16 protein-coding genes and 2 pseudogenes are annotated in these 20739 nt (G+C 72.3%); 13 read left to right on the plus strand and 5 right to left on the minus strand.

Annotated elements, in window-relative coordinates; genetic code table 11:
• Nucleotides 1–8: 8 nt before the first annotated feature.
• Nucleotides 9–2315 carry a helix-turn-helix domain-containing protein gene (locus BMX65_RS28515; RefSeq protein WP_075003245.1) on the plus strand — a complete coding sequence of 769 codons (2307 nt, stop codon included), beginning with the start codon at nucleotides 9–11 and terminating at the stop codon, nucleotides 2313–2315.
• Here BMX65_RS28515 and BMX65_RS28520 read toward each other — a convergent pair.
• Nucleotides 2277–3788 carry an MFS transporter gene (locus BMX65_RS28520; protein WP_239502291.1) on the minus strand — a complete coding sequence of 504 codons (1512 nt, stop codon included), beginning with the start codon at nucleotides 3786–3788 and terminating at the stop codon, nucleotides 2277–2279. The two genes, BMX65_RS28515 and BMX65_RS28520, sit on opposite strands and share 39 nt — an antisense overlap.
• A 126-nt stretch (nucleotides 3789–3914) precedes the next feature.
• Here BMX65_RS28520 and BMX65_RS28525 point away from each other — a divergent pair, with 126 nt between their 5' ends.
• Complete coding sequence (locus BMX65_RS28525) at nucleotides 3915–4673, plus strand: phosphoglyceromutase (protein WP_075003246.1); 759 nt, start codon at nucleotides 3915–3917, stop codon at nucleotides 4671–4673.
• 77 nt (nucleotides 4674–4750) lie between these two features.
• On the opposite strand, the gene BMX65_RS28530 is transcribed toward BMX65_RS28525, so the two are convergent.
• Both BMX65_RS28530 and BMX65_RS28535 read right to left on the minus strand, forming a co-directional pair.
• Nucleotides 4751–4930, minus strand: coding sequence for a hypothetical protein (locus BMX65_RS28530; protein WP_075003247.1), 180 nt, complete (start codon nucleotides 4928–4930; stop codon nucleotides 4751–4753).
• Nucleotides 4931–5369: 439 nt separating this feature from the next.
• Nucleotides 5370–5972 (minus strand): annotated as a pseudogene (locus tag BMX65_RS28535) (hypothetical protein); the annotation flags it as partial.
• A 924-nt stretch (nucleotides 5973–6896) separates the two neighbouring features.
• Here BMX65_RS28535 and BMX65_RS33820 point away from each other — a divergent pair.
• The 3 genes from BMX65_RS33820 to BMX65_RS28555 all read left to right on the plus strand — a co-directional run bounded on the left by BMX65_RS33820 (nucleotide 6897) and on the right by BMX65_RS28555 (nucleotide 9648).
• Nucleotides 6897–7085: a hypothetical protein gene (locus BMX65_RS33820; protein ID WP_075003248.1), complete on the plus strand. Its 189-nt coding sequence runs from the start codon at nucleotides 6897–6899 to the stop codon at nucleotides 7083–7085.
• Between the two features lie 738 nt (nucleotides 7086–7823).
• On the plus strand, nucleotides 7824–8186 hold the full coding sequence (locus BMX65_RS28550; RefSeq protein ID WP_075003249.1) for a cupin domain-containing protein: 363 nt from the start codon (nucleotides 7824–7826) through the stop codon (nucleotides 8184–8186).
• 82 nt (nucleotides 8187–8268) lie between these two features.
• Nucleotides 8269–9648, plus strand: a complete 1380-nt coding sequence (locus tag BMX65_RS28555; protein WP_075003250.1) for a sensor histidine kinase — start codon at nucleotides 8269–8271, stop codon at nucleotides 9646–9648.
• Nucleotides 9649–10189: 541 nt separating this feature from the next.
• Here the strand turns inward: BMX65_RS28555 and phoU are convergent.
• A pseudogene (gene phoU / locus BMX65_RS28560) lies at nucleotides 10190–10864 on the minus strand (phosphate signaling complex protein PhoU); the annotation flags it as partial.
• A gap of 223 nt (nucleotides 10865–11087) precedes the next feature.
• Here phoU and phoR point away from each other — a divergent pair.
• Together phoR and phoP are read left to right on the plus strand one after the other, a co-directional pair.
• Nucleotides 11088–12389: a two-component system sensor histidine kinase PhoR gene (gene phoR, locus BMX65_RS28565; protein ID WP_075003252.1), complete on the plus strand. Its 1302-nt coding sequence runs from the start codon at nucleotides 11088–11090 to the stop codon at nucleotides 12387–12389.
• The gene (gene phoP, locus BMX65_RS28570) at nucleotides 12386–13069 is read left to right on the plus strand and encodes a two-component system response regulator PhoP (RefSeq protein WP_075003253.1); all 684 of its coding nucleotides are present in this window, start codon (nucleotides 12386–12388) and stop codon (nucleotides 13067–13069) included. Before phoR ends, phoP begins: the two co-directional genes overlap by 4 nt.
• Nucleotides 13070–13307: 238 nt before the next feature.
• Here the strand turns inward: phoP and BMX65_RS28575 are convergent, their stop codons facing one another.
• On the minus strand, nucleotides 13308–13988 hold the full coding sequence (locus BMX65_RS28575) for a copper chaperone PCu(A)C domain-containing protein (protein WP_075003254.1): 681 nt from the start codon (nucleotides 13986–13988) through the stop codon (nucleotides 13308–13310).
• A 695-nt stretch (nucleotides 13989–14683) separates the two neighbouring features.
• Between BMX65_RS28575 and BMX65_RS28585 the strand changes: the two genes are divergently transcribed.
• The 6 genes from BMX65_RS28585 to rlmB all read left to right on the plus strand — a co-directional run bounded on the left by BMX65_RS28585 (nucleotide 14684) and on the right by rlmB (nucleotide 20674).
• Complete coding sequence (locus tag BMX65_RS28585; protein WP_016472332.1) at nucleotides 14684–15166, plus strand: CarD family transcriptional regulator; 483 nt, start codon at nucleotides 14684–14686, stop codon at nucleotides 15164–15166.
• A 318-nt stretch (nucleotides 15167–15484) separates the two neighbouring features.
• Nucleotides 15485–16264: a 2-C-methyl-D-erythritol 4-phosphate cytidylyltransferase gene (gene ispD, locus BMX65_RS28590; protein WP_075003255.1), complete on the plus strand. Its 780-nt coding sequence runs from the start codon at nucleotides 15485–15487 to the stop codon at nucleotides 16262–16264.
• Nucleotides 16254–16787 (plus strand): 2-C-methyl-D-erythritol 2,4-cyclodiphosphate synthase, encoded by a 534-nt coding sequence (gene ispF / locus BMX65_RS28595; RefSeq protein WP_075003256.1) that lies wholly within the window; start codon nucleotides 16254–16256, stop codon nucleotides 16785–16787. Before ispD ends, ispF begins: the two co-directional genes overlap by 11 nt.
• Nucleotides 16788–17458: 671 nt before the next feature.
• Nucleotides 17459–17866 (plus strand): PPOX class F420-dependent oxidoreductase, encoded by a 408-nt coding sequence (locus tag BMX65_RS28600; protein ID WP_075003257.1) that lies wholly within the window; start codon nucleotides 17459–17461, stop codon nucleotides 17864–17866.
• A 145-nt stretch (nucleotides 17867–18011) separates the two neighbouring features.
• Nucleotides 18012–19412 (plus strand): cysteine--tRNA ligase, encoded by a 1401-nt coding sequence (gene cysS, locus BMX65_RS28605; protein WP_075003258.1) that lies wholly within the window; start codon nucleotides 18012–18014, stop codon nucleotides 19410–19412.
• 347 nt (nucleotides 19413–19759) lie between these two features.
• On the plus strand, nucleotides 19760–20674 hold the full coding sequence (gene rlmB / locus BMX65_RS28610; protein ID WP_075003259.1) for a 23S rRNA (guanosine(2251)-2'-O)-methyltransferase RlmB: 915 nt from the start codon (nucleotides 19760–19762) through the stop codon (nucleotides 20672–20674).
• Nucleotides 20675–20739: the final 65 nt, after the last annotated feature.

A 20739-nucleotide genomic window follows, 5' to 3' on the forward strand; every position in this document is an offset into this window, starting at 1 on the left:
CTGTGCCCATGCACAGCACCACCGACCACGGTCCCGACGGCCACAGCTCCGCACGCCACGAGAGCGCCGCGGGCCACGCACCGCCGGGCGACGCCGCGCCGGCCGCCTGCCTCGGCTATCTGGAGCTGCTGGCCCGGGGCGCCCCGACCGCGGCGTACGAGGACCCGGCGGCGCACATCGCCACCGAGGGGACCGGGCACGCCGCCGAACACGGCAAGCAGCTCGCTCTGCGCATCCGCGCCGAGCTGGAGGGCAGGCGGCGCCGCGAGGCGGAGCTGACGGCGCTGTTCGAGACGGTGCACGACCTCGCCGGACTCGGCGACCTGGACGACGTGCTCCAGGCCATCGTCCAGCGCGCCCGCCGCCTGCTGGGCACCGAGGTCGCCTACATGACCCTCAACGACCCCGAGCGGGGCGACACCTACATGCGGGTCACCGAGGGCTCGGTCTCGGCCCGCTTCCAGCAGTTGCGGCTCGGCATGGGCGAGGGGCTGGGCGGGCTCGTGGCGCAGACCGCGCGCCCCTACGCGACCCAGGACTACCCGCGGGACGCCCGTTTCCAGCACACCCGCACCATCGACCGGGGCGTCGGCGAGGAAGGGCTGGTCGCCATCCTCGGGGTGCCGCTGCTGCTCGGCGGCCGGGAGGTCATCGGCGTGCTGTACGCGGCCGACCGGCGCGAGCGCGTCTTCGAACCGGAGCAGATCGCGCTGCTGCGCTCGTTCGCGGCGCATGCGGCCGTCGCGATCGACAGCACCCGCCTGCTCACCGAGACGACCCAGGCGCTGGCCGGGCTGCGCGCGGTCAACGAGACCATCCGCCGTGCCTCCGACATCCATGACCGGCTGACGGAACTGGTGCTGCGCGGCGGCGGGGTGGACGACGTGACCCGTGCGCTGGCCGAGGTGCTGGGCGGGCGGGTGGAGTTCCGCGACAGCGTGCGGTTCGACGACGTGCCGGCGGGTGGCGCACCGGCGGGTGGCGTACCGACGGGTGGCGAGGCGTCCGGCGCGCTGTCGGAAGGGGCGCCCGCCGGTTCCGTGCCCTCCGACGGCGTACCGGCCGCGGTCGAGCGCTCCCGCCGCGACGGGCACGCCGTGCGCGAGGGCGGCAGTTGGGTGGCGGCCGTCTCCGCGGGCGGCGAACTGCTGGGCGCGCTGCTGCTGCACGGGCACCCGGACCTCGACCCGGTGGACCAGCGCACCCTGGAGCGCGCCGCGATGGTCACCTCGCTGCTGCAACTCGCCCGCCGCTCGGCGGGCGAGGCCGAACAGCGGGTCCGTGGCGAACTGCTGGACGACCTGCTGGACGCCGCGCACCGCGATCCGCACCTGCTGCGCGACCGCGCCGCGCGGGTCGGCGCCGACCTGGACGTACCGCACACCGTGCTGGCAGCCCGCCTCGACCGGGCGCCCGGCGCCGGGGCGCCGTCCGCAGCCGGGACGCCGTCCGGCGCCCCGTCCGGGGACGCGGCGCACGCCTCCACCACCGGGGCGCCGCACGACGCCGGGCAAGCGCTCGACGAGGCGGAACGGCAGCGCCTGTGGTCCGCGGCCGCGCATCTGGCCGCCACCCGCCGCGGCCTGGCCGCGACCCGGGACGGCGGACTGGTCCTGCTGCTGCCCCTCGAAGCCGCTGACCGAGGCGCTGACCGAGGCGCCGACCGAGGCGCTGACCGAGGCGCTGACCGAGGCGCTGACCGAGGCGCTGACCGGACCGCTGACCGGGCCGCCGCCGGGACCGCTGACCGGGGTGTCGCCGGGACCGCTGACCGGGGTGCCCCGGCCCCCGACGCCGCCGACGCCGTCTCCCGCACGGCGCGCCTGGCCGCCGCCGAACTGGGTCGCGCGGTGGGCTGCCCGGTCACCGTCGGCGCCTCCGCGCCCGTACCGTCCCCGGCCACCCGGCCCGGATCCGTCGCCGACGCCTACCCGGAGGCCCGGCGCTGCCTGGACGTGCTCAGCCTGCTCGGCCGCCGCGGCGACGGCGCCGCGGCCGAGGACCTGGGCTTCCTCGGGCTGCTGCTGGCCGATACGCGGGACGTCACCGGATTCGTCCGCCGCGTCCTCGGCCCGGCGCTCGACTACGACCGGCGGCGCGGCACCGAACTGGTGGCCACCCTCGACGCGTACTTCGAGAGCGGCGCCAGCCCGGTGCGCGCCAAGGATGTCCTGCACGTGCACGTCAACACCGTCGCCCAGCGGCTGGAGCGGGTCGGCCGGCTGCTGGGCGACGACTGGCAGGCGCCGCACCGCGCGCTGGAGATCCAGCTCGCCCTACGGCTCCACCGGCTGACGGGCGCCCTCGGCGGCTGAGCCGGGGGAGTCCGGGGCGGGCGTCGCCCCAGGGGCCCCGGCCGCCGCCGCGCCCGGCTCCCCCACGGTCGCCAGGTCCCGGTCCCGGGTCTCCTTCGCGCAGGCCAGCGCCACGACAGTGAGCAGCGCGGCGGCGATCACATACACCGACACCAGCGCCGAACCGTCGTACTCCGCCAGCAGCGCCGTCGCGATCATCGGGGCCGGAGCACCTGCCGCCACCGACGAGAACTGCGCGCCGATCGAGGCGCCCGAGTACCGCATGCGGGTGGCGAACAGCTCGGAGAAGAACGCTGCCTGCGGCGCGTACATCGCTCCGTGCAGCACCAGTCCGACCGTCACCGCCAGCAGGATCAGCCCGAAGCTGCCGGTGTCCAGCAGGGCGAAGAACGGGAAGATCCACACCCCGACACCGGCAGCGCCCAGGATGTAGACAGGGCGTCGCCCGACCCGGTCGGAGAGGGCGCCCCACAGCGGGATGACGGTGAAGTGGACGGCGGAGGCGATCAGCACCGCGTTCAGCCCGGTCTGCTTGGACAGGTCCAGGTGATCGGTCAGGTAGACCAGCAGGAACGCGGTCAGTACGTAGAAGCTGATGTTCTCCGCCATCCGGGCACCCATCGCGACCAGCACGTCCCGCCAGTGGTGCCGCAGCACGGCCGGCAGCGGCATCTCCTCCGCCGTGTCCGCGCCCGCCGCGCGGTCCCGCTCCTTGCGGGCCTCCGCACGGGCACGGGCCTCCCGGAAGACGGGCGACTCGTCCACGGCCAGCCGCACCCACAGGCCGACCACCACCAGCAGCCCGGAGAGCAGGAACGGCACCCGCCAGCCCCAGCTCTCGAACGCGCCGTCGGACAGCAGCGCCGTCAGGGCCGCCAGCACGCCCGTGGCCAGGAGCTGACCGGCCGGGGCCCCGGTCTGCGGCCAGGAGGCCCAGAAGCCGCGCCGCCGCGGATCCCCGTGCTCGGAGACCAGCAGCACCGCGCCGCCCCACTCGCCGCCCAGCGCGAAGCCCTGCACCAGCCGCAGCGTCGTCAGCAGGACCGGGGCGAACGCGCCCACCGTCGCGTGAGTGGGCAGCAGCCCGATGGCGAACGTGGCGCCGCCCATCATCAGCAAGCTGATGACCAGCAGTTTCTTCCGGCCGACGCGGTCGCCGTAGTGGCCGAAGACCAGCGCGCCCACCGGGCGGGCCGCGAAGCCGACCGCGTAGGTCAGGAACGCCAGCAGCGTGCCGACCAGCGGATCGGAGTCCGGGAAGAAGAGCTTGTTGAAGACCAGCGCGGCGGCCGAGCCGTAGAGGAAGAAGTCGTACCACTCGATGGTGGTACCGACCAGGCTGGCCGCGACGATCCGGCGCAGCGACTGCCCGCCCGGCGCGGGCCCTGGGGGCTCGGCGGAGCCGGAGCCGGGTGGGGACGAGGACGACGAGGACGACGAGGACGACGAGGACGACGAGGAAGCGGAGACCATGCCGCCGCACGCTAGGTAACCCCGCCCCCGGCCCCCATGTGGCCGCACCCCACACTTCGCCGTCCCGCTGTGCGACGGGACCCCACCTCGTGCCCGGGCTCCCGGGGGGCGCGTAGGCTCTCCGGCATGGCCGACGCACCGTACAAGCTGATCCTGCTCCGCCATGGCGAGAGCGAGTGGAACGCCAAGAACCTGTTCACCGGGTGGGTGGACGTCAACCTCACGGAGAAGGGTGAGAAGGAGGCGGTCCGCGGCGGCGAGCTGCTCAAGGACGCCGGCCTGCTGCCCGACGTACTGCACACCTCCGTGCAGAAGCGCGCCATCCGCACCGCGCAGCTCGCGCTGGAGTCCGCGGACCGCCTGTGGATCCCCGTACGCCGCTCTTGGCGGCTGAACGAGCGCCACTACGGTGCGCTCCAGGGCAAGGACAAGGCCCAGGTCCGCGACGAGTTCGGCGAGGAGCAGTTCATGCTCTGGCGCCGCTCCTACGACACCCCGCCGCCGGCCCTGGAAGACGGTGCCGAGTTCTCGCAGAGCGGCGACCCGCGCTACGCGGCCCTGCCCAGCGAGCTGCGGCCGCGCACCGAGTGCCTCAAGGACGTCGTGGAGCGGATGCTGCCGTACTGGTTCGACGGCATCATCCCGGACCTGCTCGACGGCCGCACCGTCCTGGTCGCCGCGCACGGCAACTCGCTGCGTGCCCTGGTCAAGCACCTGGACGGGATCTCCGACGAGGACATCGCCGGCCTCAACATCCCCACCGGCATCCCGCTCGTCTACGACCTGGACGCCGACTTCGCACCGGTCACCAAGGGCGGCACCTACCTCGACCCGGAGGCCGCCAAGGCCGCCATCGAAGCGGTGAAGAACCAGGGCAAGAAGTAGCACCGAAGCACGAGCAAGCCCCCTGCCCGCGGTTTCCCGCGGGCAGGGGGCTTCGCTCTATCTGCGGGCCGTGCTCGCTACGAGTGCTGGCTACGCCAGCGCCGGACCGTGATCCGGGAGAGCAACAGCAGAGTCATCGGGATGTAGATCGCCACGAACGCGTCCTGCCAGTAGCCGTACAGTCCGATGGCCGCACCGGTCAGGCAGAAGGGCAGCTCGCGGGGGCAGACGTCGATGGTCAGTCCGAAACGTGACATGCTAGTCGTCTCCATCGTGTTGAGTAGTTGAATGGGATTACGAGCGCGGATGGAGATTGGGCCGTCTCCGTGCCAGCGGAGGCGGCCTCTTTTCTATCCGAGGCGAAATCAAACCACGGATCTACTCGGAGACCAAATTCAGCTCCATGTACCCCGTGGGGTGGATTGTGGAGCCATCGGCGAAGGTGCGCTCTGCGGCTTGCTCGGGAGACTCAATTGAGTCGGCTGCCGAGGTTGAGGCGCTCGGGGTAGACGTTGTCGGCTTCCGTCAGTTGTACTTAACCGGACGGGCGCCTATGCGGTTGACCGCTTATTCGGCCACCCACCCACCCACCCACCCACCCACCCACCCACCCACCTGGCCATCCAAGTGGCCACCCGGCACCGGTCGGCCACCCGGCCGGTCGCGTGGCGGTGACAAATTATCGCGACGAATCACTTATTTAGTCTCTGAAGGTTTGTTGACTTGCTCGTGGATATATATCTCGGCCGAGGTGGGATAATTTTGGGGACCGGTTATTTTTTGGATGCTCGTTAATGATGCACGGTTCTTGGGTTTTTTGTAGGTGGTTGCTATAGCCCTGCTGGTCCGCTCCTGGCTTTATGGCATGCGATGCGCATAAACGCGAAGCGTGAGTCCGGCATCGGAGTGCCCCAGGTAGTCCGCCAGGGCCTTGATACTCTCCCCGGCGTCCAGCAGCATGGACGCGTAGAAGGGCCTGAGCGCATGCATGCCGTGCTCGCGAGCCGGTGCGTAGTTCTCGCCGAGCTTCGGCTCCGGGGTGACCCCGGCTGCGGCAAGCGCAGGCTTCCATTCGTCAGTGTTGAACACGTTCCGCCAGATGTGGTTACCCGTGGGTGAGGTGAAGAGCAGCCGCTGTGTCACCATCGGCCCCGTCCTCGTCTTCCACGGAAGCGTGATCTCCACAGGTGGGAACTGCATCATGTGTGCCCGCAGCGCATCCGCAACGGGGGCGGGCAGTGGCACGTCGCGCAGCTTGCCACCCTTGGGCGAGGCGAACACGGGCTTGCTGCGGCTCAACTACGGCTGGGCCGTTTGGCGCCCATCGAGTACGAGACCACCATGAAGCCCGCCGCAGCCCTTGCGGCATGAAACCCGACTGTCACCTATACGTGCAGCAGCCCCAAGCGTATGGCAGACAGGGAGGTGGCAATTCGTGCTGTGGCCCGCCGTGCTGACCGCGTGTACTGGGTACGGGAGTGGCTCGACAAGCCGACCTTTCGGGACCGGCTTCGCCGATGGATGGATCCCGCGTCGTACCACTTCGACCGGATCGCCACCCCACCGGAGCCTTGGGTCGACCGGTCCGCCAGCTACTACGAGCGCACAGGCTGGCGCATCCGTGCGGACTACGTCAGATGCAACCTCGCTTTCGAGGCCGAGTACGTGGTCTGCGATGCGTGCAAGATCGTTTGGGTGGAGGCGCCTCACTCCTACGAGGGTTATAAGCGCTGCGGCCTCGTCTCAGCCGCTCTCCGGTCCCTGCGCCAGGTCTACCCAGGAGTCCAGTGGCGCACCGGCGGCGGGCGGCCATTTCCGGGAGGCCGAGCCCTTCTTGAGTTCCGTCAGCGTGGGCGTGCCCGGCGGCTACACCCAGCGAGGAAGATGCCGTCATGTCGAACCGTGGCGAGCGGGGTGAGTATGAAGGCACTCCCAGGTCTGTGACGGGGAACCCGTGAAGGCCGCTCGTCTCAGTTTCCGTCTCATTCAGCCCCGTTCGCGACCGTTCAGGCGAGACCAGGAGTCAGGTGCAGCCTACGAGCGAGCGATCCGTGAATCCAGGTGAACGCCTACGTGCGACGCCCACCACCCCACCAACACAGTTGGAGGACGTGTTGCCCAACTGCCGCATATTGCCTTGCCGGGACGGCCCTCGCCTCCGTATGGTCCGCGCCGGGAACGAGGTTGGACGACGTCACGATCCGTACGGGGAGTAGAGGGACGGTGAGCAGAAGACGCTACGTCGCCAGGGGTGTGCCGGGCGGCTACCGGATCTGGGACAACCGAGGCCGCCGATGGTGGGGCGATCTCTACGAGTTGTGCCCTGACGATCTCCTGGCAGAACTCAATGGGCAGGCGGATCAAGCGAGGATCACCGCGCTGATGAGGCGTTACCGAGCGCAGAAGCGATAGGCAGCGCCGAGTCTGAACGATGAAGGCGCGCACCACAAGCGCACCAGATTCAGCGAGGGACAGCGGGGAATCACGGTGAAAGCAACCAGGACCGAGAACACCGCTCACCTAGCGTTCGCTCAGGTCAGCACACCAACCAACCCTAGATGATCGCAGCTTCCCAAGCTGAGAGCTCCCGCACCGTCGTCACCCACCTGCCGTCGTGACTTGCTCTGGTTGACAGCCCGGCAGCGTGGCTGAGGTCGGTGGGGGTGCAGCGAGGCATACGCGCGCGTGTCCGATCAGCGTCTTCGCCGTCGTGGCTGGCTGTCGTCGGCTGAGGTTCAAACGGGCATGTCGGAGGCGCCCCGCCGGGCGGAGCTGGGCCGTCTCTGGGCCGTCCGAGGCCGCTCGACAGTGGCCAAGGACGGCAGACGACCACCAGACGCGCGAGCCCACCACTCATGAGCAGCGAAAACGCAGGTCACCAAGATCCCCGACAAGACCCGGGCAAGAAGCAGCCTCTCGGCCCCGCGCAGCACCACGCGCACGTCAACCCCTGTCCGCGGATCCGCTGCGGACAGGGGGTCTGTCGTCGGCACGCGCTCCCGGCGCCGGTCGCGACCGCAACCGCGCGACGGTGCGCCCCGGAGTCAGCTCGCCCCGCCCCGCCCGGCCCGCCCGCCCCGCCTCCCGGATGCGATCACGCTCCGGTCCCCGGACGATGGGGCGGGGGACGGTCGATGCGGGAGGTGCGCTATGGCGGGACTTGTCAGCAAGAGCTTCGACGCGCCGGACGAGGTCCGGCCCTTCGAGGGCGGTACGGGGCAACTGGAGGTCGTCAACATGGCCGGGGGAGAGGTGGGCCGGGGGACGTTCCAGCCGGGCTGGCAGTGGTCCAAGCACGTCAGGCCGATCGCCGGGACGGAGAGCTGCCAGGCGGCGCACGCCGGGTACGTCGTCTCGGGGCGGATGAAGATCGTGATGGACGACGGCGACGAGGTCGAGATCGGGCCCGGTGACGCCCTGGACTGCCCGCCCGGACACGACGCCTGGGTCGTCGGCCAGGAACCCTGCGTCCTCATCGACTGGCAGGGCTTCTCGGGGTACGCCAAGCGCTGACGCCCGGCGCTCCGGCGCCCGGCGGCGCCCGGCCGGTGCCGGCCCGGCGGGCGCCCGGCCGGTTCCCGCATACGCTCGGACCATGACGATCCACCCCGTTTCGGCGCTGGCGCAGCGGCTGCTGCCTGGGGAACTGACCGCGGGGGGCACGACTGCGGGGGGCACGCCGGACCCGCGGCGGGTGCGACGCAGCGCCCGCGACTGGGTCGTCGACGTCCTGCTGTTCGGCTGGGCGGTGCTGTGCTGGGCGGCGCTCTTCCAGCAGGCCGAGGCCAAGGAGTACCTGCCCGGCTGGCTGGTGGCGATCGATCCGCCGCTGGGTGCGCTGGCCTGCCTGTCGCTGTGGCTGCGGCGCAGGTGGCCGCTGGGCGTGGCGCTGGCGGCGGTGCCCGCCGCCGCGCTGACCGACACGGTCGTCGGCGCGCTCGCCGTCATCATCTTCAATCTGGCGCTGCGCGTGCCGCCCCGCACGGCCGCGCTGGTGCTGCTGCTGCATCTGGCGGCCACGCTTCCCTACGTGCTGCTCTACGGGGTGCCGCACGAGGAGCGCTGGACGGTCGCCGCGTTCGTCCTCGTCTTCTATCTGCTCTTCTTCACCTGGGGCAGTGCGACCCGGGCCCGGCGCCAGCTCGTGCTCAAGCTGCGCGAGGACGCGGTGCGCGCCCAGGCGGACCATACGCGGCGGCTGGCGGACGTGCGGCGGGCCGAGCGCCGGGCGATCGCCCGGGAGATGCACGACGTACTGGCGCACCGCGTCTCGCTGCTGTCCGTGCACGCGGGCGCGCTGGCCTACCGGACGCAGCGCACGGCTGCGGGCGAGGGCCCCGCGCTGGACGACGCGGAGATCGCCGAGAGCGCCACCGTCATCCGCGACAACGCGCACCAGGCGCTGGAGGAGCTGCGCGACGTGCTGCACGTGCTGCGCGAGGACGAGGAGGACGATGTCCCGGGTGCCTCCGGCGTCCCCGTCGACGCGACCGGGACGCCGGGGACGTCCGACGGTGCCCGGCCGCAGCCGGACCTGACGCGGCTGGGCGAACTGGTCGACGAGGCGCGGGCCGCGGGCCAGACCGTACGGCTGGAGCTGGCACTGCCCGAGCGGGCCGACGGCGAGGGCGGCTATCCGCTCCGCCCGCAGCTCCAGCGCACCGCCTACCGGGCCGTCCAGGAAGGGCTCACCAACGCGCGCAAGCACGCGCCGGGCCGGCCGGTGGAGGTGCGGGTGACGGGCGCAGTGGAGCAGGAGCTGACCGTCCGGGTCAGCAACCCGCTGCCGGCCGGCAGCGCCCCGGGGCGCACCGGCTCCCCGATCCCCGGCGCCGGTGCCGGGCTGACGGGGCTGCGGGAGCGGCTGGAGATCGAGGGCGGCACCCTCGCCTACGGCCCCGAGGACGGCATGTTCACGCTGACCGTCCGGCTGCCGTGGCCCCCTCCGGAGCCCGGATACGACGCGGGGCCCTGACCGGCGCGAACCGGCCAGGACCCCGGGCGTGCTCGCGTGCTGTCCGCCGCAGCCCCCGGGCCCGCGTCCCGCGAGGCGCGGGCGCGGGGGCGTGACGGCAGCCGGTCAGCCGCAGGAACCCCCGCACTGGCAGGGGCCGCCCGACTGGCAGCCGCAGCCGCAGCCGGCACCGCACCCGCACGCCCCCAGCAGGGGCAGGTGCCGGGCTTCCGTCGGTGCGGTCGGCGGCTGGTCGGCCGTGGTCCGGAGCGGTTCGGTGGAGTCAGCCATCGTGCCCTCCTCGGCAGGGACAGTCATGGACAGACATGACCGTCTCCATTGCAGGCCGCGGCGGCACGGGCGCATCAAGGGCGCGCGGGTGCACGCCGCCCGGCGGGCGGTGCCCGCCGGGAGCGCCCCGGAGTGAGAGCTACCGGCTCTCGCCCGCCGCGGTCCCCTCGCCCGCGTCGTCCCCGCTGCCCGTGCTGCCCGGGGTGCCCGTGCTGCCCGTGCCGCCCGGAGTGCCCGTGCTGCCCGGGGTGCCGCCCGTGGCGGCGTCCGCCGCACCGGCCGCGGCGGCCGCGGGGTCGATCTCGTCCGCGTAGTCGCCGGTCACCAGGTAGACGACCCGGCGGGCCACCGACACGGCGTGGTCGGCGAACCGCTCGTAGTAGCGGCCCAGCAGAGTGACGTCCACGGCGGTCTCGATGCCGTGCTTCCAGCGGTCGTCCATCAGGTGCTGGAAGAGGGTGCGGTGCAGCAGGTCCATGGCGTCGTCGTCCTGCTCGAGCTGCATCGCCAGGTCGACGTCCTTGGTGACGATCACCTCGGCCGCCTTCGCCATCAGCCGCTGTGCGAGCTGCCCCATCTCCAGCAGGGTCGCCTGCAGGTCCTGGGGGACGGCCGACTCGGGGAAGCGCAGCCGGGCGACCTTCGCCACGTGCTGCGCCAGGTCACCCGAACGCTCCAGGTCGGCGCTCATCCGCAGCGAGGTGACGACGATCCGCAGATCGGTGGCGACCGGCTGCTGCCGGGCCAGCAGCTGTATCGCCCTGGTCTCCAGGTCGCGCTGGATGTCGTCGACCTTCTCGTCGGCGGCGATGACGCTCTCGGCGAGCTTGAGGTCCGCGTCCAGCATCGCCGTGGTGGCGCGCCCGACCGCGGAGCCGACGAGCCGGGCCATCTCGACCAGGCTGTCCCCGATCGAGTCCAGCTCCTCGTGGTACGCGTCCCGCATGGCTGTCCTTCCCTCGTACGAATGTTCTTCCGGGGCACACGGCCCCGGCCGTTCTCACGGGGTCGCTCGGGCCCCTACGCTCCCACGGTGCGCCCGAAATGCGACCGGTTCGGCCCTCCACGGTGAACCGGAGGCGCCGTGCGGGTAAACACTGGGCGACAGCTCTTTCGGCGGCGCCGTCCAGGGCTGGGGCACTCTCGCGAGAGGCGCATAACCTGGGTGTATGGACGTTAATGCGGCCGTCGCCGCGGCAGCAGCGATCGCCGGGGTCTGTACCGGTGTGATCGCGATGCTGGCGTTCCGGTGGAGCGAGCGGGAGCAGGCCCGCCCCACCCGCACCTCCCTGCACACCGAGCCGGGGCTGCCCCCGGGTGTCGACACCGTACTGTCGGTGCTGCGCTCCTCGGCCGTGGTGCTGGACGAGAGCGACGCCGTCGTCAAGGCCAGCTCCGCCGCCTACGCGCTGGGTCTGGTGCGCGGCGGCAAGCTCGCCGTGGAGCCCATGCTCCAGATGGCCAGGGACACCAGACGGGACGGCGAGATACGGCAGGTCGAGCTGGATCTGCCCCGGCGCGGCACGGGACGGGGTGATGCCCTCGCGGTCTCCGCACGGGTCGCCCCACTCGGCTCCCGGCTGGTCCTCCTGCTGGTGGAGGACCTGACCGAGGCCCGCAGGATCGAGGCGGTGCGGCGCGACTTCGTCGCCAACGTCAGCCATGAACTCAAGACCCCGGTCGGCGCGCTCTCGCTGCTCTCGGAGGCGGTGCTGGACGCCTCCGACGACCCGGAGGCGGTGCAGCGCTTCGCCGGGCGGATGCAGAACGAGGCGACCCGGCTGACCAACCTCGTCCAGGAGCTCATCGACCTCTCCCGGGTGCAGAACGACGACCCGCTGGAGGACTCCGAGTCCGTCCGGGTGGACGAACTGGTGACCGAGGCCATCGAGCGCAGCCGGCACAGCGCCGACAGCAAGCAGATCACCCTCCTCGCGGGCGGCACCGAGAGCCTGCACGTGTGGGGCAACCGCGGCCAGCTCGCCGCGGCGCTCGGCAACCTCGTGGAGAACGCCGTCAACTACTCACCGGCCCGCACCCGCGTCAAGGTCGCGGGCCGCCTCGCCCAGACCCCGGGCGGCGATCTGATCGAGATCGCCGTCACCGACCAGGGCATCGGCATCTCCGAACGCGACAAGGAACGCATCTTCGAGCGCTTCTACCGCGTCGACCCGGCCAGGTCCCGGGCCACCGGAGGCACCGGACTGGGCCTGTCCATCGTCAAGCACGTGGCCGCCTCGCACGGCGGAGAGGTCACCGTGTGGAGCGCCGAAGGACAGGGCTCCACCTTCACCCTGCGGCTGCCCGAGGCGGGCAGCGCGCGGGAGCAGGCCGCACTCGACAAGGCCGACCGGCTCGGCCGGAACCGCCTGTCGGGCGCACTGCAGGAACCGGCCGCCTTCGAGGACGAGGAGCGGCCGTATGTCGATCAGGCTGATGAACAACTTTCCGCCCCGGAGGTCCTCCCGTGACCCGAGTGCTCGTCGTCGAGGACGAGGAATCGTTCAGCGACGCACTGTCGTACATGCTCCGTAAGGAAGGCTTCGAGGTCGCGGTCGCGGCCACGGGTCCCGACGGGCTCGACGAGTTCGAACGCAACGGCGCCGACCTGGTGCTGCTCGATCTGATGCTGCCGGGGCTGCCCGGCACCGAGGTCTGCCGGCAACTGCGGGGGCGCTCCAACGTCCCGGTGATCATGGTGACGGCCAAGGACAGCGAGATCGACAAGGTGGTCGGTCTGGAAATAGGCGCCGACGACTACGTCACCAAGCCGTTCTCCTCGCGCGAGCTGGTGGCCCGCGTGCGCGCCGTGCTGCGCCGCCGCGGCGAGCCGGAGCAGGAGGTCGCGCCCGCGGCGCTGGAGGCGGGCCCGGTCCGGATGGACGTGGACCGGCACGTGGTCACCGTCGGCGGCGGCAAGGTCGACCTGCCGCTCAAGGAGTTCGACCTGCTGGAGATGCTGCTGCGGAACGCGGGGCGGGTGCTCACCCGGATGCAGCTCATCGACCGGGTCTGGGGCGCGGACTACGTGGGCGACACCAAGACCCTCGACGTGCACGTCAAGCGCCTCCGCGCCAAGATCGAACCCGACCCGGGGGCGCCGCGCTACCTGGTGACGGTGCGCGGCCTCGGCTACAAGTTCGAGCCGTAGGCCGGCCTGCCCCACCGCACCCGGCCACGCCCTTCGCGGGGCGCCGAGGAGGGGCTTCCGGGCGGCGGACCCGCCCCGGCGGAGTCCGAGCGGCGCCGGGCATGTGCCTGCGGTGCCGGGCATGTGCCTGCGGTGCCGGGCATGCACGTACGGCGTGAGGCCGCACCCGTGGCGGGTGCGGCCTCACGCCGTACGCATGTGTGATGCGGTCGCCCGAGGCGCCCGCGGACCCCGCGGCTCAGTGGCCGGAGTGCTCGCCGCCCTGCTCGGTGCCCGGCGAGGTGCTGGGGGACGTCGCGCCCTCGCCCTGCTCGTCCGCGGAGGCGCCGGTGGAGGCGTCGGCGGACGGGCTGTCCGAGCCGCCCTCCCCGGGAGACGCGGAGGGGCCCTGCTCGGGCGCCCCGCCGGTCGGCGAGGAGTTCGGGCCGACCGTCTCGAAGGCGTGCTTGGCGGGCAGGACGGTGGCCCGCAGCTTGACCGCGCCGGTCCGGCTCAGGTCGAACGCGACCGGCTGCGCATTGCCGTCCTTGACGCCCGCGGCCTCGAAGTCCTGGAGCAGCGCGGAGGCGTTGCCCTTGCCGCCCAGTGCCAGCGAGCCGCCGGCCGGTACCACGAGCTTCTGCTCGCCCTTGGCGGGGCTCAGCTCGGCGCGTGCCCCGTCGACGCGGATGCCCTTGAGGGTCTGGTCCCGGTCCCCGTCGTTGAAGATCCGCGCCGTGACCGTCGCCTCGCCCGAACCCTTGGTGTCGGTGACGATGTTGGCGTTCTGGACCTTGATGACCCCGACGTGCGTCGCCGCGTTGTCGGGCTTGACCTCCAGCGTCTGCGCGTCGTTCCCGGCGCCGCAGGCGGTCAGCGAGACGGCGGCGAGCGCGAGGGTGGTGGCGGCGAGGGCGCCGCGACGAAGGCTGCTGCTCACGGCGGCGGCAACTCCTAGGCGAGCTATGGCGGCGGCACGCTCCAGAGCGCGTGCCGGTCGCGTACGGATGGGGCTTTCGCGTGCGCGCTCAGATTACCGACAGCCCGCTGGGGCCCCGCACCCGACCCTCCGACCCGGGCTTCCGCCCCGGGCCCTCCGAGCCGGAGTTCCGACCCCGGCCCTCCCGACCCGGCCTTCCCGACCCGGTCCTCCGGCCCGGGCTTCCCATGGAGGGGGCGGGCGTCGTTCCGGGTGCCGCCCCGGCGTGGGGGCGGCAGGGGGCGCGCGGCAGTCCCGTGCGCCGTCGAATAGCTCCGGCCGCGGTGCGGGCGACCTCCGTACGGGCGATTCCAGGAGAATGCGAGAGCTCGATGAAGAATTGATCAACGGGCTCTTGCGGGGTCATTGATCAATTCCCGGAAAGCGGGAAGGGAGGCGCGAAGATGCTACTCCCTACAGTCGGACAAATCGGTCACTCCGGACGTGTCGTGGTGCACTTCCCGAGGTCCTCGGAGCCTGTTTCCGCGGGTGTGCAGAACCGCTCCGACCTGCGAATACCCGCTTGCATTGGTTGGTCGATGCACGATAGAGGGTCGCTTGTCAAGCCCCGAGATGCGCCCTGACCTGCGAAAACGCCATTCAGAAGACGTCGCCGCCGTGTTACCCTGGATAGCCACGGAAGGGGTACCTGACACATGACGTTCAAGGTTGGCGACACCGTGGTCTATCCCCATCACGGGGCCGCGCTGATCGAGGCTATCGAAACTCGCCAGATCAAAGGCGTGGACAAGACCTACTTGGTTCTGAAGGTTGCGCAGGGCGATTTGACCGTTCGCGTCCCGGCGGACAATGCGGAGTTCGTAGGCGTGCGCGACGTCGTTGGTTCGGACGGGCTGGACAGGGTCTTCGAGGTGCTCCGCGCGCCGTACGCCGAGGAGCCGACCAACTGGTCCCGCCGCTACAAGGCGAATCTCGAGAAGCTCGCGTCCGGCGACGTGATCAAGGTGGCGGAGGTCGTGCGCGACCTGTGGCGCCGTGAGCGGGAGCGCGGCCTGTCCGCCGGTGAGAAGCGGATGCTGGCCAAGGCCCGGCAGATCCTGGTGAGCGAGCTGGCGCTGGCGGAGAACACGAACGAGGACAAGGCCGAGGCGCTGCTCGACGAGGTTCTCGCTTCCTGACATTCGAACTGCCCCACGATGCCGCGGTGCCCGGATGACATCAGTCGTCGCCGGGCGCTGCGGCATGTTCGGCGGCATGTCCGGGCAGGTACGCCGAGTGACACTGACCACCGGTTCCCGGGGGGCGCATAGGCGGGCATGCGGCCGGACGGACCGCGTGCTGGGCCGGGCGCCCGACTCGACCGCTGGTCACGGAAAGGGCTCGATCGAGTGGCTGCGCCCGGCACTCCCGCCGACCCAGGGCGCCAACCCTGGCCTGGGGGTACCCCCAGGCCATACCCACCCCGGCTGAGGACACAAACCCTGAACGCGCTACCGATGTCAATCGATTCCACGGACTTCGCTCCTTCCGGTGATCAGCACTCCTCGGAGGCCCCCGGACCCCGCACGGCCGTCGTCATCCCCGCAGCGGGCAAGGGCGTACGGCTCGGCCCGGGAACCCCCAAGGCGCTGCGCGAGCTGGGCGGGACGCCGATGCTCGTGCACGCCGTACGGGCGACGGCGCGGGCGCGCGCCGTCGAACTGGTCGTCGTGGTGGCACCGCCGGACGGTGCCCCGGCCGTCCGCACCCTGCTGGACGAACACGGGCTCCCCGAGGTCGTCGTCGTACCCGGCGGCGGAACCCGCCAGGACTCCGTACGCCTCGGACTGGCGGCACTGCCCGACACCGTCCAGACGGTGCTGGTGCACGACGCCGCCCGGCCGCTGGTGCCGGACGAGACGGTGGACGCCGTCGCGCGGGCCGTCCGCGCGGGCGCACCCGCCGTGGTGCCCGCACTCCCCGTCACCGACACCGTCAAGCAGGTCGAGCCCCGCCCCGGCGCCGAGCCGGAGCCCGTCACCGGCACCGTCGACCGCAGCCTGCTGCGGGCCGTGCAGACCCCGCAGGGCTTCGCCCGCACGGTCCTCGCCGAGGCGCACACCCGGCTGGTGGCCGAGGGCGACGGGGCCACGGACGACGCGGGCATGGTCGAACGGCTCGGCGTCGACGTGGTCGTCGTACCCGGCCACGAGGAGGCGTTCAAGGTGACGCGTCCCCTCGATCTGGTGCTCGCGGAGGCCGTGCTGGCCAGGAGGAGGGCGCACGATGCGTTCTGACGACACCGAGGACATTCAGGGCCCCGCCGGCCCCGCGCCGGCCGCCGCCCTGCCGCTGGTCGGCATCGGCACCGACGTGCACGCCTTCGAGGAAGGCCGCGAGCTGTGGTGCGGCGGACTGCTGTGGGAGGGCGAGCGCTACGGCCTCGCCGGGCACTCCGACGGCGACGTGGCCGCGCACGCGGCGTGCGACGCGCTGTTCTCCGCCGCCGGGCTCGGCGACCTCGGCACCCACTTCGGCACGGACCGGCCCGAGTGGTCCGGCGCCTCGGGCGTCGCGCTGCTCTCCGAGGCGGCACGCATCGTGCGCGCGGCGGGATACGACATCGGCAATGTGGCCGTCCAGGTCATCGGCGTCCGGCCGAAGATCGGCAAGCGGCGGGCGGAGGCGGTGCGGGCGCTGACCGACGCGGTCGGTGCGCCCGTCTCGCTCTCCGGCACCACCACCGACGGGCTCGGGCTGACCGGGCGCGGCGAAGGGGTGGCGGCCGTTGCTACTGCGCTGGTCGTCCGCCGCGGCTGAGTGGTGCCCCCCTTCGCTGGGTGCCCCCGTCTGTTGTTCGCCTCGGTGCGGCGCCGTTGTCGGGGGCTTCGCCCCCGAGCCCCCGTTGTCCTCGCCGGACGGGCGTTGGGGCGGCTCCGCCCCCCAACACCCCCCGCTAGTGGGCTCCGCCCCCTAGGACCCCCAGCCGCACCCATGTGAGCCCCTTGCGGACCTTGCTCCGGGCCTTTCCTTTGGTCCGTCGGGTGCGGGAGGAGTCCTGATGCCGTCCCTCACAGCACAAGAGCGCTCCCGCAGTCGAAAGGCCCCCGGCGGTTGCCGGATACGGGAGGGGGAGGGAGAAGTTGTGGTGCCTGGGGGTTTCTAAGGGGGCGGAGCCCCCTTAGCGGGGGGCCGTCGGGGGGCAGCGCCCCCCGACACGACCGCTCGGCGGCAGCCGGGAACGACGGGGGCGTGCCCCCACGAAGCTCGGCGGGTCTCCACCCGATGGTGAGGAGGACGCGGACCCGACGCGTACACCCCGCCTCCGACCGGATGTGAGATACCGTCCCGGCAGGCAGGGCCGCCGGGGCCCTGCGGCGCTCCGGCCAAGCCGCGGCTGCCTCGCGGTGTCGCGGCGTCGCGGCCCCGCGGCCCCGCGGTGTCCGCCCAGGCCCGTGTCCCGCATCGCGAAGAGGAAGGGAGCCGTTCCCGTGGCCCAGCAGGTGCTCTCCGAGGAACTGAAGAAGGTACTCGACGGAAAGGTCTTCGTCGCCGTCGCCACCGTCCAGCCGGACGGCAGCCCCCAGGTGTCGCCGGTGTGGGTGAAGCGTGACGGCGAGGAACTGCTCATCTCCACCACCGTGGACCGCCGCAAGACCCGCAACATGCGGCGCGACCCGCGGGTGACCGTCCTGGTGCACCCGGCCGAGGCGCCCTACACCTACGCCGAACTGCGCGGCACCGCCTCCCTCACCACCGAGGGCGGGCAGGAGCTGATCGACGAGCTGGCCCACAAGTACGTCGGCAAGAGCTATGCCGAGTTCAACCCCGCCTCCGACCAGGACGCCGAGCGGGTCGTGGTCCGGGTCAGCGTCGACAAGGTCGTCGGCCGCCTCTGAGCCGGCGGCCCACGCCCGCCCGGGGCACCCCGCGTCTCCGCCGTACCCCGGCGGCCGGCGAGGCCCGGTCCGCCCCGGGACATCCGTCCCGGCTCCGCTGCGGTCCGGGCACGGCGCGGCCCGGCGGGCTACTACCCTGGGCACCGTGACTCTTCGCCTGTACGACACCAGCGCCCGGCAGATCCGCGACTTCAGCCCGCTCGAACCCGGCTGCGTCTCGATCTACCTGTGCGGCGCCACCGTGCAGGCGCCGCCGCACATCGGGCATGTCCGCTCCGGACTGAACTTCGACATCATGCGCCGCTGGTTCGCCTACCGCGGCTACGACGTCACGTTCATCCGCAACGTCACCGACATCGACGACAAGATCATCGCCAAGTCCGCCGAGCAGGGCCGCCCCTGGTGGGCGATCGGCTACGAGAACGAGCGTGCCTTCGACGCCGCCTACCAGGCGCTCGGCTGCCTGCCGCCGACGAACGAACCCCGCGCCACCGGCCACATCCCCGAGATGGTCGAGATGATGCAGGTCCTGATCGACCGCGGCCACGCCTACGCCGCCGACGGCAACGTCTACTTCGACGTCCGCTCCTTCGGCGACTACCTCGCCCTCTCCAACCAGGAGCTGGACAACCTGCTCCAGCCCGCGGGCGAGGGCGAGACCGGCAAGCGGGACCCGCGCGACTTCGCCATGTGGAAGGCCGCCAAGCCCGGCGAGCCCTGCTGGGAGACCCCCTTCGGGCCCGGCCGCCCCGGCTGGCACCTGGAGTGCTCCGCGATGGCGCACAAGTACCTCGGCCGGGTCTTCGACATCCACGGCGGCGGCGTCGACCTCGTCTTCCCGCACCACGAGAACGAGATCGCCCAGTCCCGCGCCTTCGGCGACGACTTCGCCCGCTACTGGGCCCACAACGCCTGGGTCACCATGAGCGGCGAGAAGATGAGCAAGTCGCTGGGCAACTCGGTGCTCGTCAGCGAGATGGTCAAGCAGTGGCGCCCCCTCGTCCTGCGCTACTACCTGGGCACCCCGCACTACCGCTCGACCATCGAGTACAGCGCCGAGTCGCTGCGCGAGGCGGAGTCGGCCCTCGGCCGCATCGAGGGCTTCCTGCAGCGCGGCATCGAACTCGCCGGCCAGGTGGCCCCCGCCGCCCAGGTGCCGGCAGCGTTCGCCGCCGCCATGGACGACGACTTCGCCGTGCCGCAGGCCCTCGCAGTCGTCCACACCACGGTCCGGCAGGGCAACGCGGCACTGGCCGACGGCGACACCACCGCCGTGGCGACGGCCGTCGCCGAGGTCCGCGCCATGCTCGGGGTGCTGGGCATGGACCCGCTCGCCGCCGAGTGGTCCGGCGGGGCCTCCGGCGCCGGTGCCCGGCTCGAATCCGTGGTCGACTCGCTGGTCGGCCTGGTGCTGGAGCAGCGGCAGGCCGCGCGGGCCCGGAAGGACTATGCGACCGCGGACGCCATCCGCGACGAGCTCAAGCGCGCCGGGCTCGCCGTCGAGGACACCCCCGCCGGACCCCGCTGGGAGCTCGCCGGGGAGTGACCCGGGCCCCCCGGGGCGCCTGCCGCTCGCCTCTGCGGACCGTGGAGGAGGGCCCGGCTCTCCGGAAGGGTTCCCGCCCCTCCGGGGGGCGCGGCCCGCACCCCGGCCCGCACCCCGGCCCGCACCCCGGAAGGGGGCGCGGGTCACGGAGCGGAAACCGGTACCGTGGTAAGGCCGTACGTACATCCGACCGCTCGGCGAGCGCTGCGTACGTCCGGCCCTGCGGCCATCCGGCCATCCGGCCGGCCGCTCCACGAACGACGACAGGCCCGACGGGCCCAGGACAGGCCCGCGACCGGGTCGACGACAGGCCCCCGAAGGCCGCGGACAGCAAGGTAGGTGCCCACATGCCCGGGAAGAAGAAGGGGCCGCAGATCGGCAGCGGCGGCAACCGCCGCCGCGGTCTGGCGGGCAAGGGCCCGACGCCGCCCGCCGAGATGCGCAAGGGCCACGCCAAGCAGCGCGCCGCGCAGGCGAAGGCCCGCCGCTCCCAGGGCCGTCCGCAGCGCGGCAGCAAGGGCACCTCGGAGCTGGTCGTGGGCCGCAACTCCGTCGTGGAGGCCCTCCGCGAGGGCGTCCCCGCCAACGCGCTGTACGTGCAGCAGTTCATCGACAACGACGAGCGGGTCCGCGAGGCGGTCCGCGTGGCGGGCGAACGCGGCGGCATCCGTCTGGTCGAGGCCCCCCGGCCCGAGCTGGACCGGATGACCAACGGCCTCAACCACCAGGGCGTCGTCCTGCAGGTCCCGCCGTACGAGTACGCGTACCCCGAGGACCTGGCCGCCGCCGCCTTCGACCGCGGCGAGGACCCGCTGATCGTCGCCCTGGACGGGGTCACCGACCCGCGGAACCTGGGTGCCGTCGTCCGCTCCGCCTCCGCGTTCGGCGGGCACGGCGTGGTCGTCCCGGAGCGCCGCGCGGCCGGGATGACGGCCGGTGCCTGGAAGACGTCCGCAGGTACGGCGGCGCGCACGCCGGTCGCGCGCGCCACCAACCTCACCCGTGCGCTGGAGGGGTACCAGAAGGCCGGACTGACGGTGATCGGGCTCGCGGCGGACGGCGAACTGGAACTCGGCGAGGTCGCCGCGCTCGACGGCCCGCTCGTGGTCGTCGTCGGCAGCGAGGGCAAGGGCCTGTCGCGGCTGGTCGGCGAGACCTGCGACGTGCGGGTGCGGATCCCGATGCCGGGCGGGGCCGAGTCGCTGAACGCGGGTGTCGCGGCGGGCGTCGTACTCTACGAGGCGGCACGGCGCCGCGCCTGACACCGAGCGATTCCTGATGCCGAGCGGCTTCTGACGCTGAGCGACTTCTGATGCCGAGCGACTTC

Origin of the sequence: Streptomyces qinglanensis, from assembly GCF_900111245.1 — a bacterium.
Classification (GTDB): domain Bacteria; phylum Actinomycetota; class Actinomycetes; order Streptomycetales; family Streptomycetaceae; genus Streptomyces; species Streptomyces qinglanensis.

Bases quoted from the DNA above. Each gene is read 5' to 3' on its own strand.
- BMX65_RS28550 (WP_075003249.1), top strand. From the start codon at position 7,824: ATGGCGGGACTTGTCAGCAAGAGCTTCGACGCGCCGGACGAGGTCCGG.
- BMX65_RS28525 (WP_075003246.1), top strand. From the start codon at position 3,915: ATGGCCGACGCACCGTACAAGCTGATCCTGCTCCGCCATGGCGAGAGC.
- ispF (WP_075003256.1), top strand. From the start codon at position 16,254: ATGCGTTCTGACGACACCGAGGACATTCAGGGCCCCGCCGGCCCCGCG.
- BMX65_RS28555 (WP_075003250.1), top strand. From the start codon at position 8,269: ATGACGATCCACCCCGTTTCGGCGCTGGCGCAGCGGCTGCTGCCTGGG.
- ispD (WP_075003255.1), top strand. From the start codon at position 15,485: ATGTCAATCGATTCCACGGACTTCGCTCCTTCCGGTGATCAGCACTCC.
- BMX65_RS28585 (WP_016472332.1), top strand. From the start codon at position 14,684: ATGACGTTCAAGGTTGGCGACACCGTGGTCTATCCCCATCACGGGGCC.
- BMX65_RS28515 (WP_075003245.1), top strand. From the start codon at position 9: ATGCACAGCACCACCGACCACGGTCCCGACGGCCACAGCTCCGCACGC.
- phoR (WP_075003252.1), top strand. From the start codon at position 11,088: ATGGACGTTAATGCGGCCGTCGCCGCGGCAGCAGCGATCGCCGGGGTC.
- BMX65_RS28530 (WP_075003247.1), bottom strand. From the start codon at position 4,930: ATGTCACGTTTCGGACTGACCATCGACGTCTGCCCCCGCGAGCTGCCC.
- rlmB (WP_075003259.1), top strand. From the start codon at position 19,760: ATGCCCGGGAAGAAGAAGGGGCCGCAGATCGGCAGCGGCGGCAACCGC.
- BMX65_RS28520 (WP_239502291.1), bottom strand. From the start codon at position 3,788: ATGGTCTCCGCTTCCTCGTCGTCCTCGTCGTCCTCGTCGTCCTCGTCG.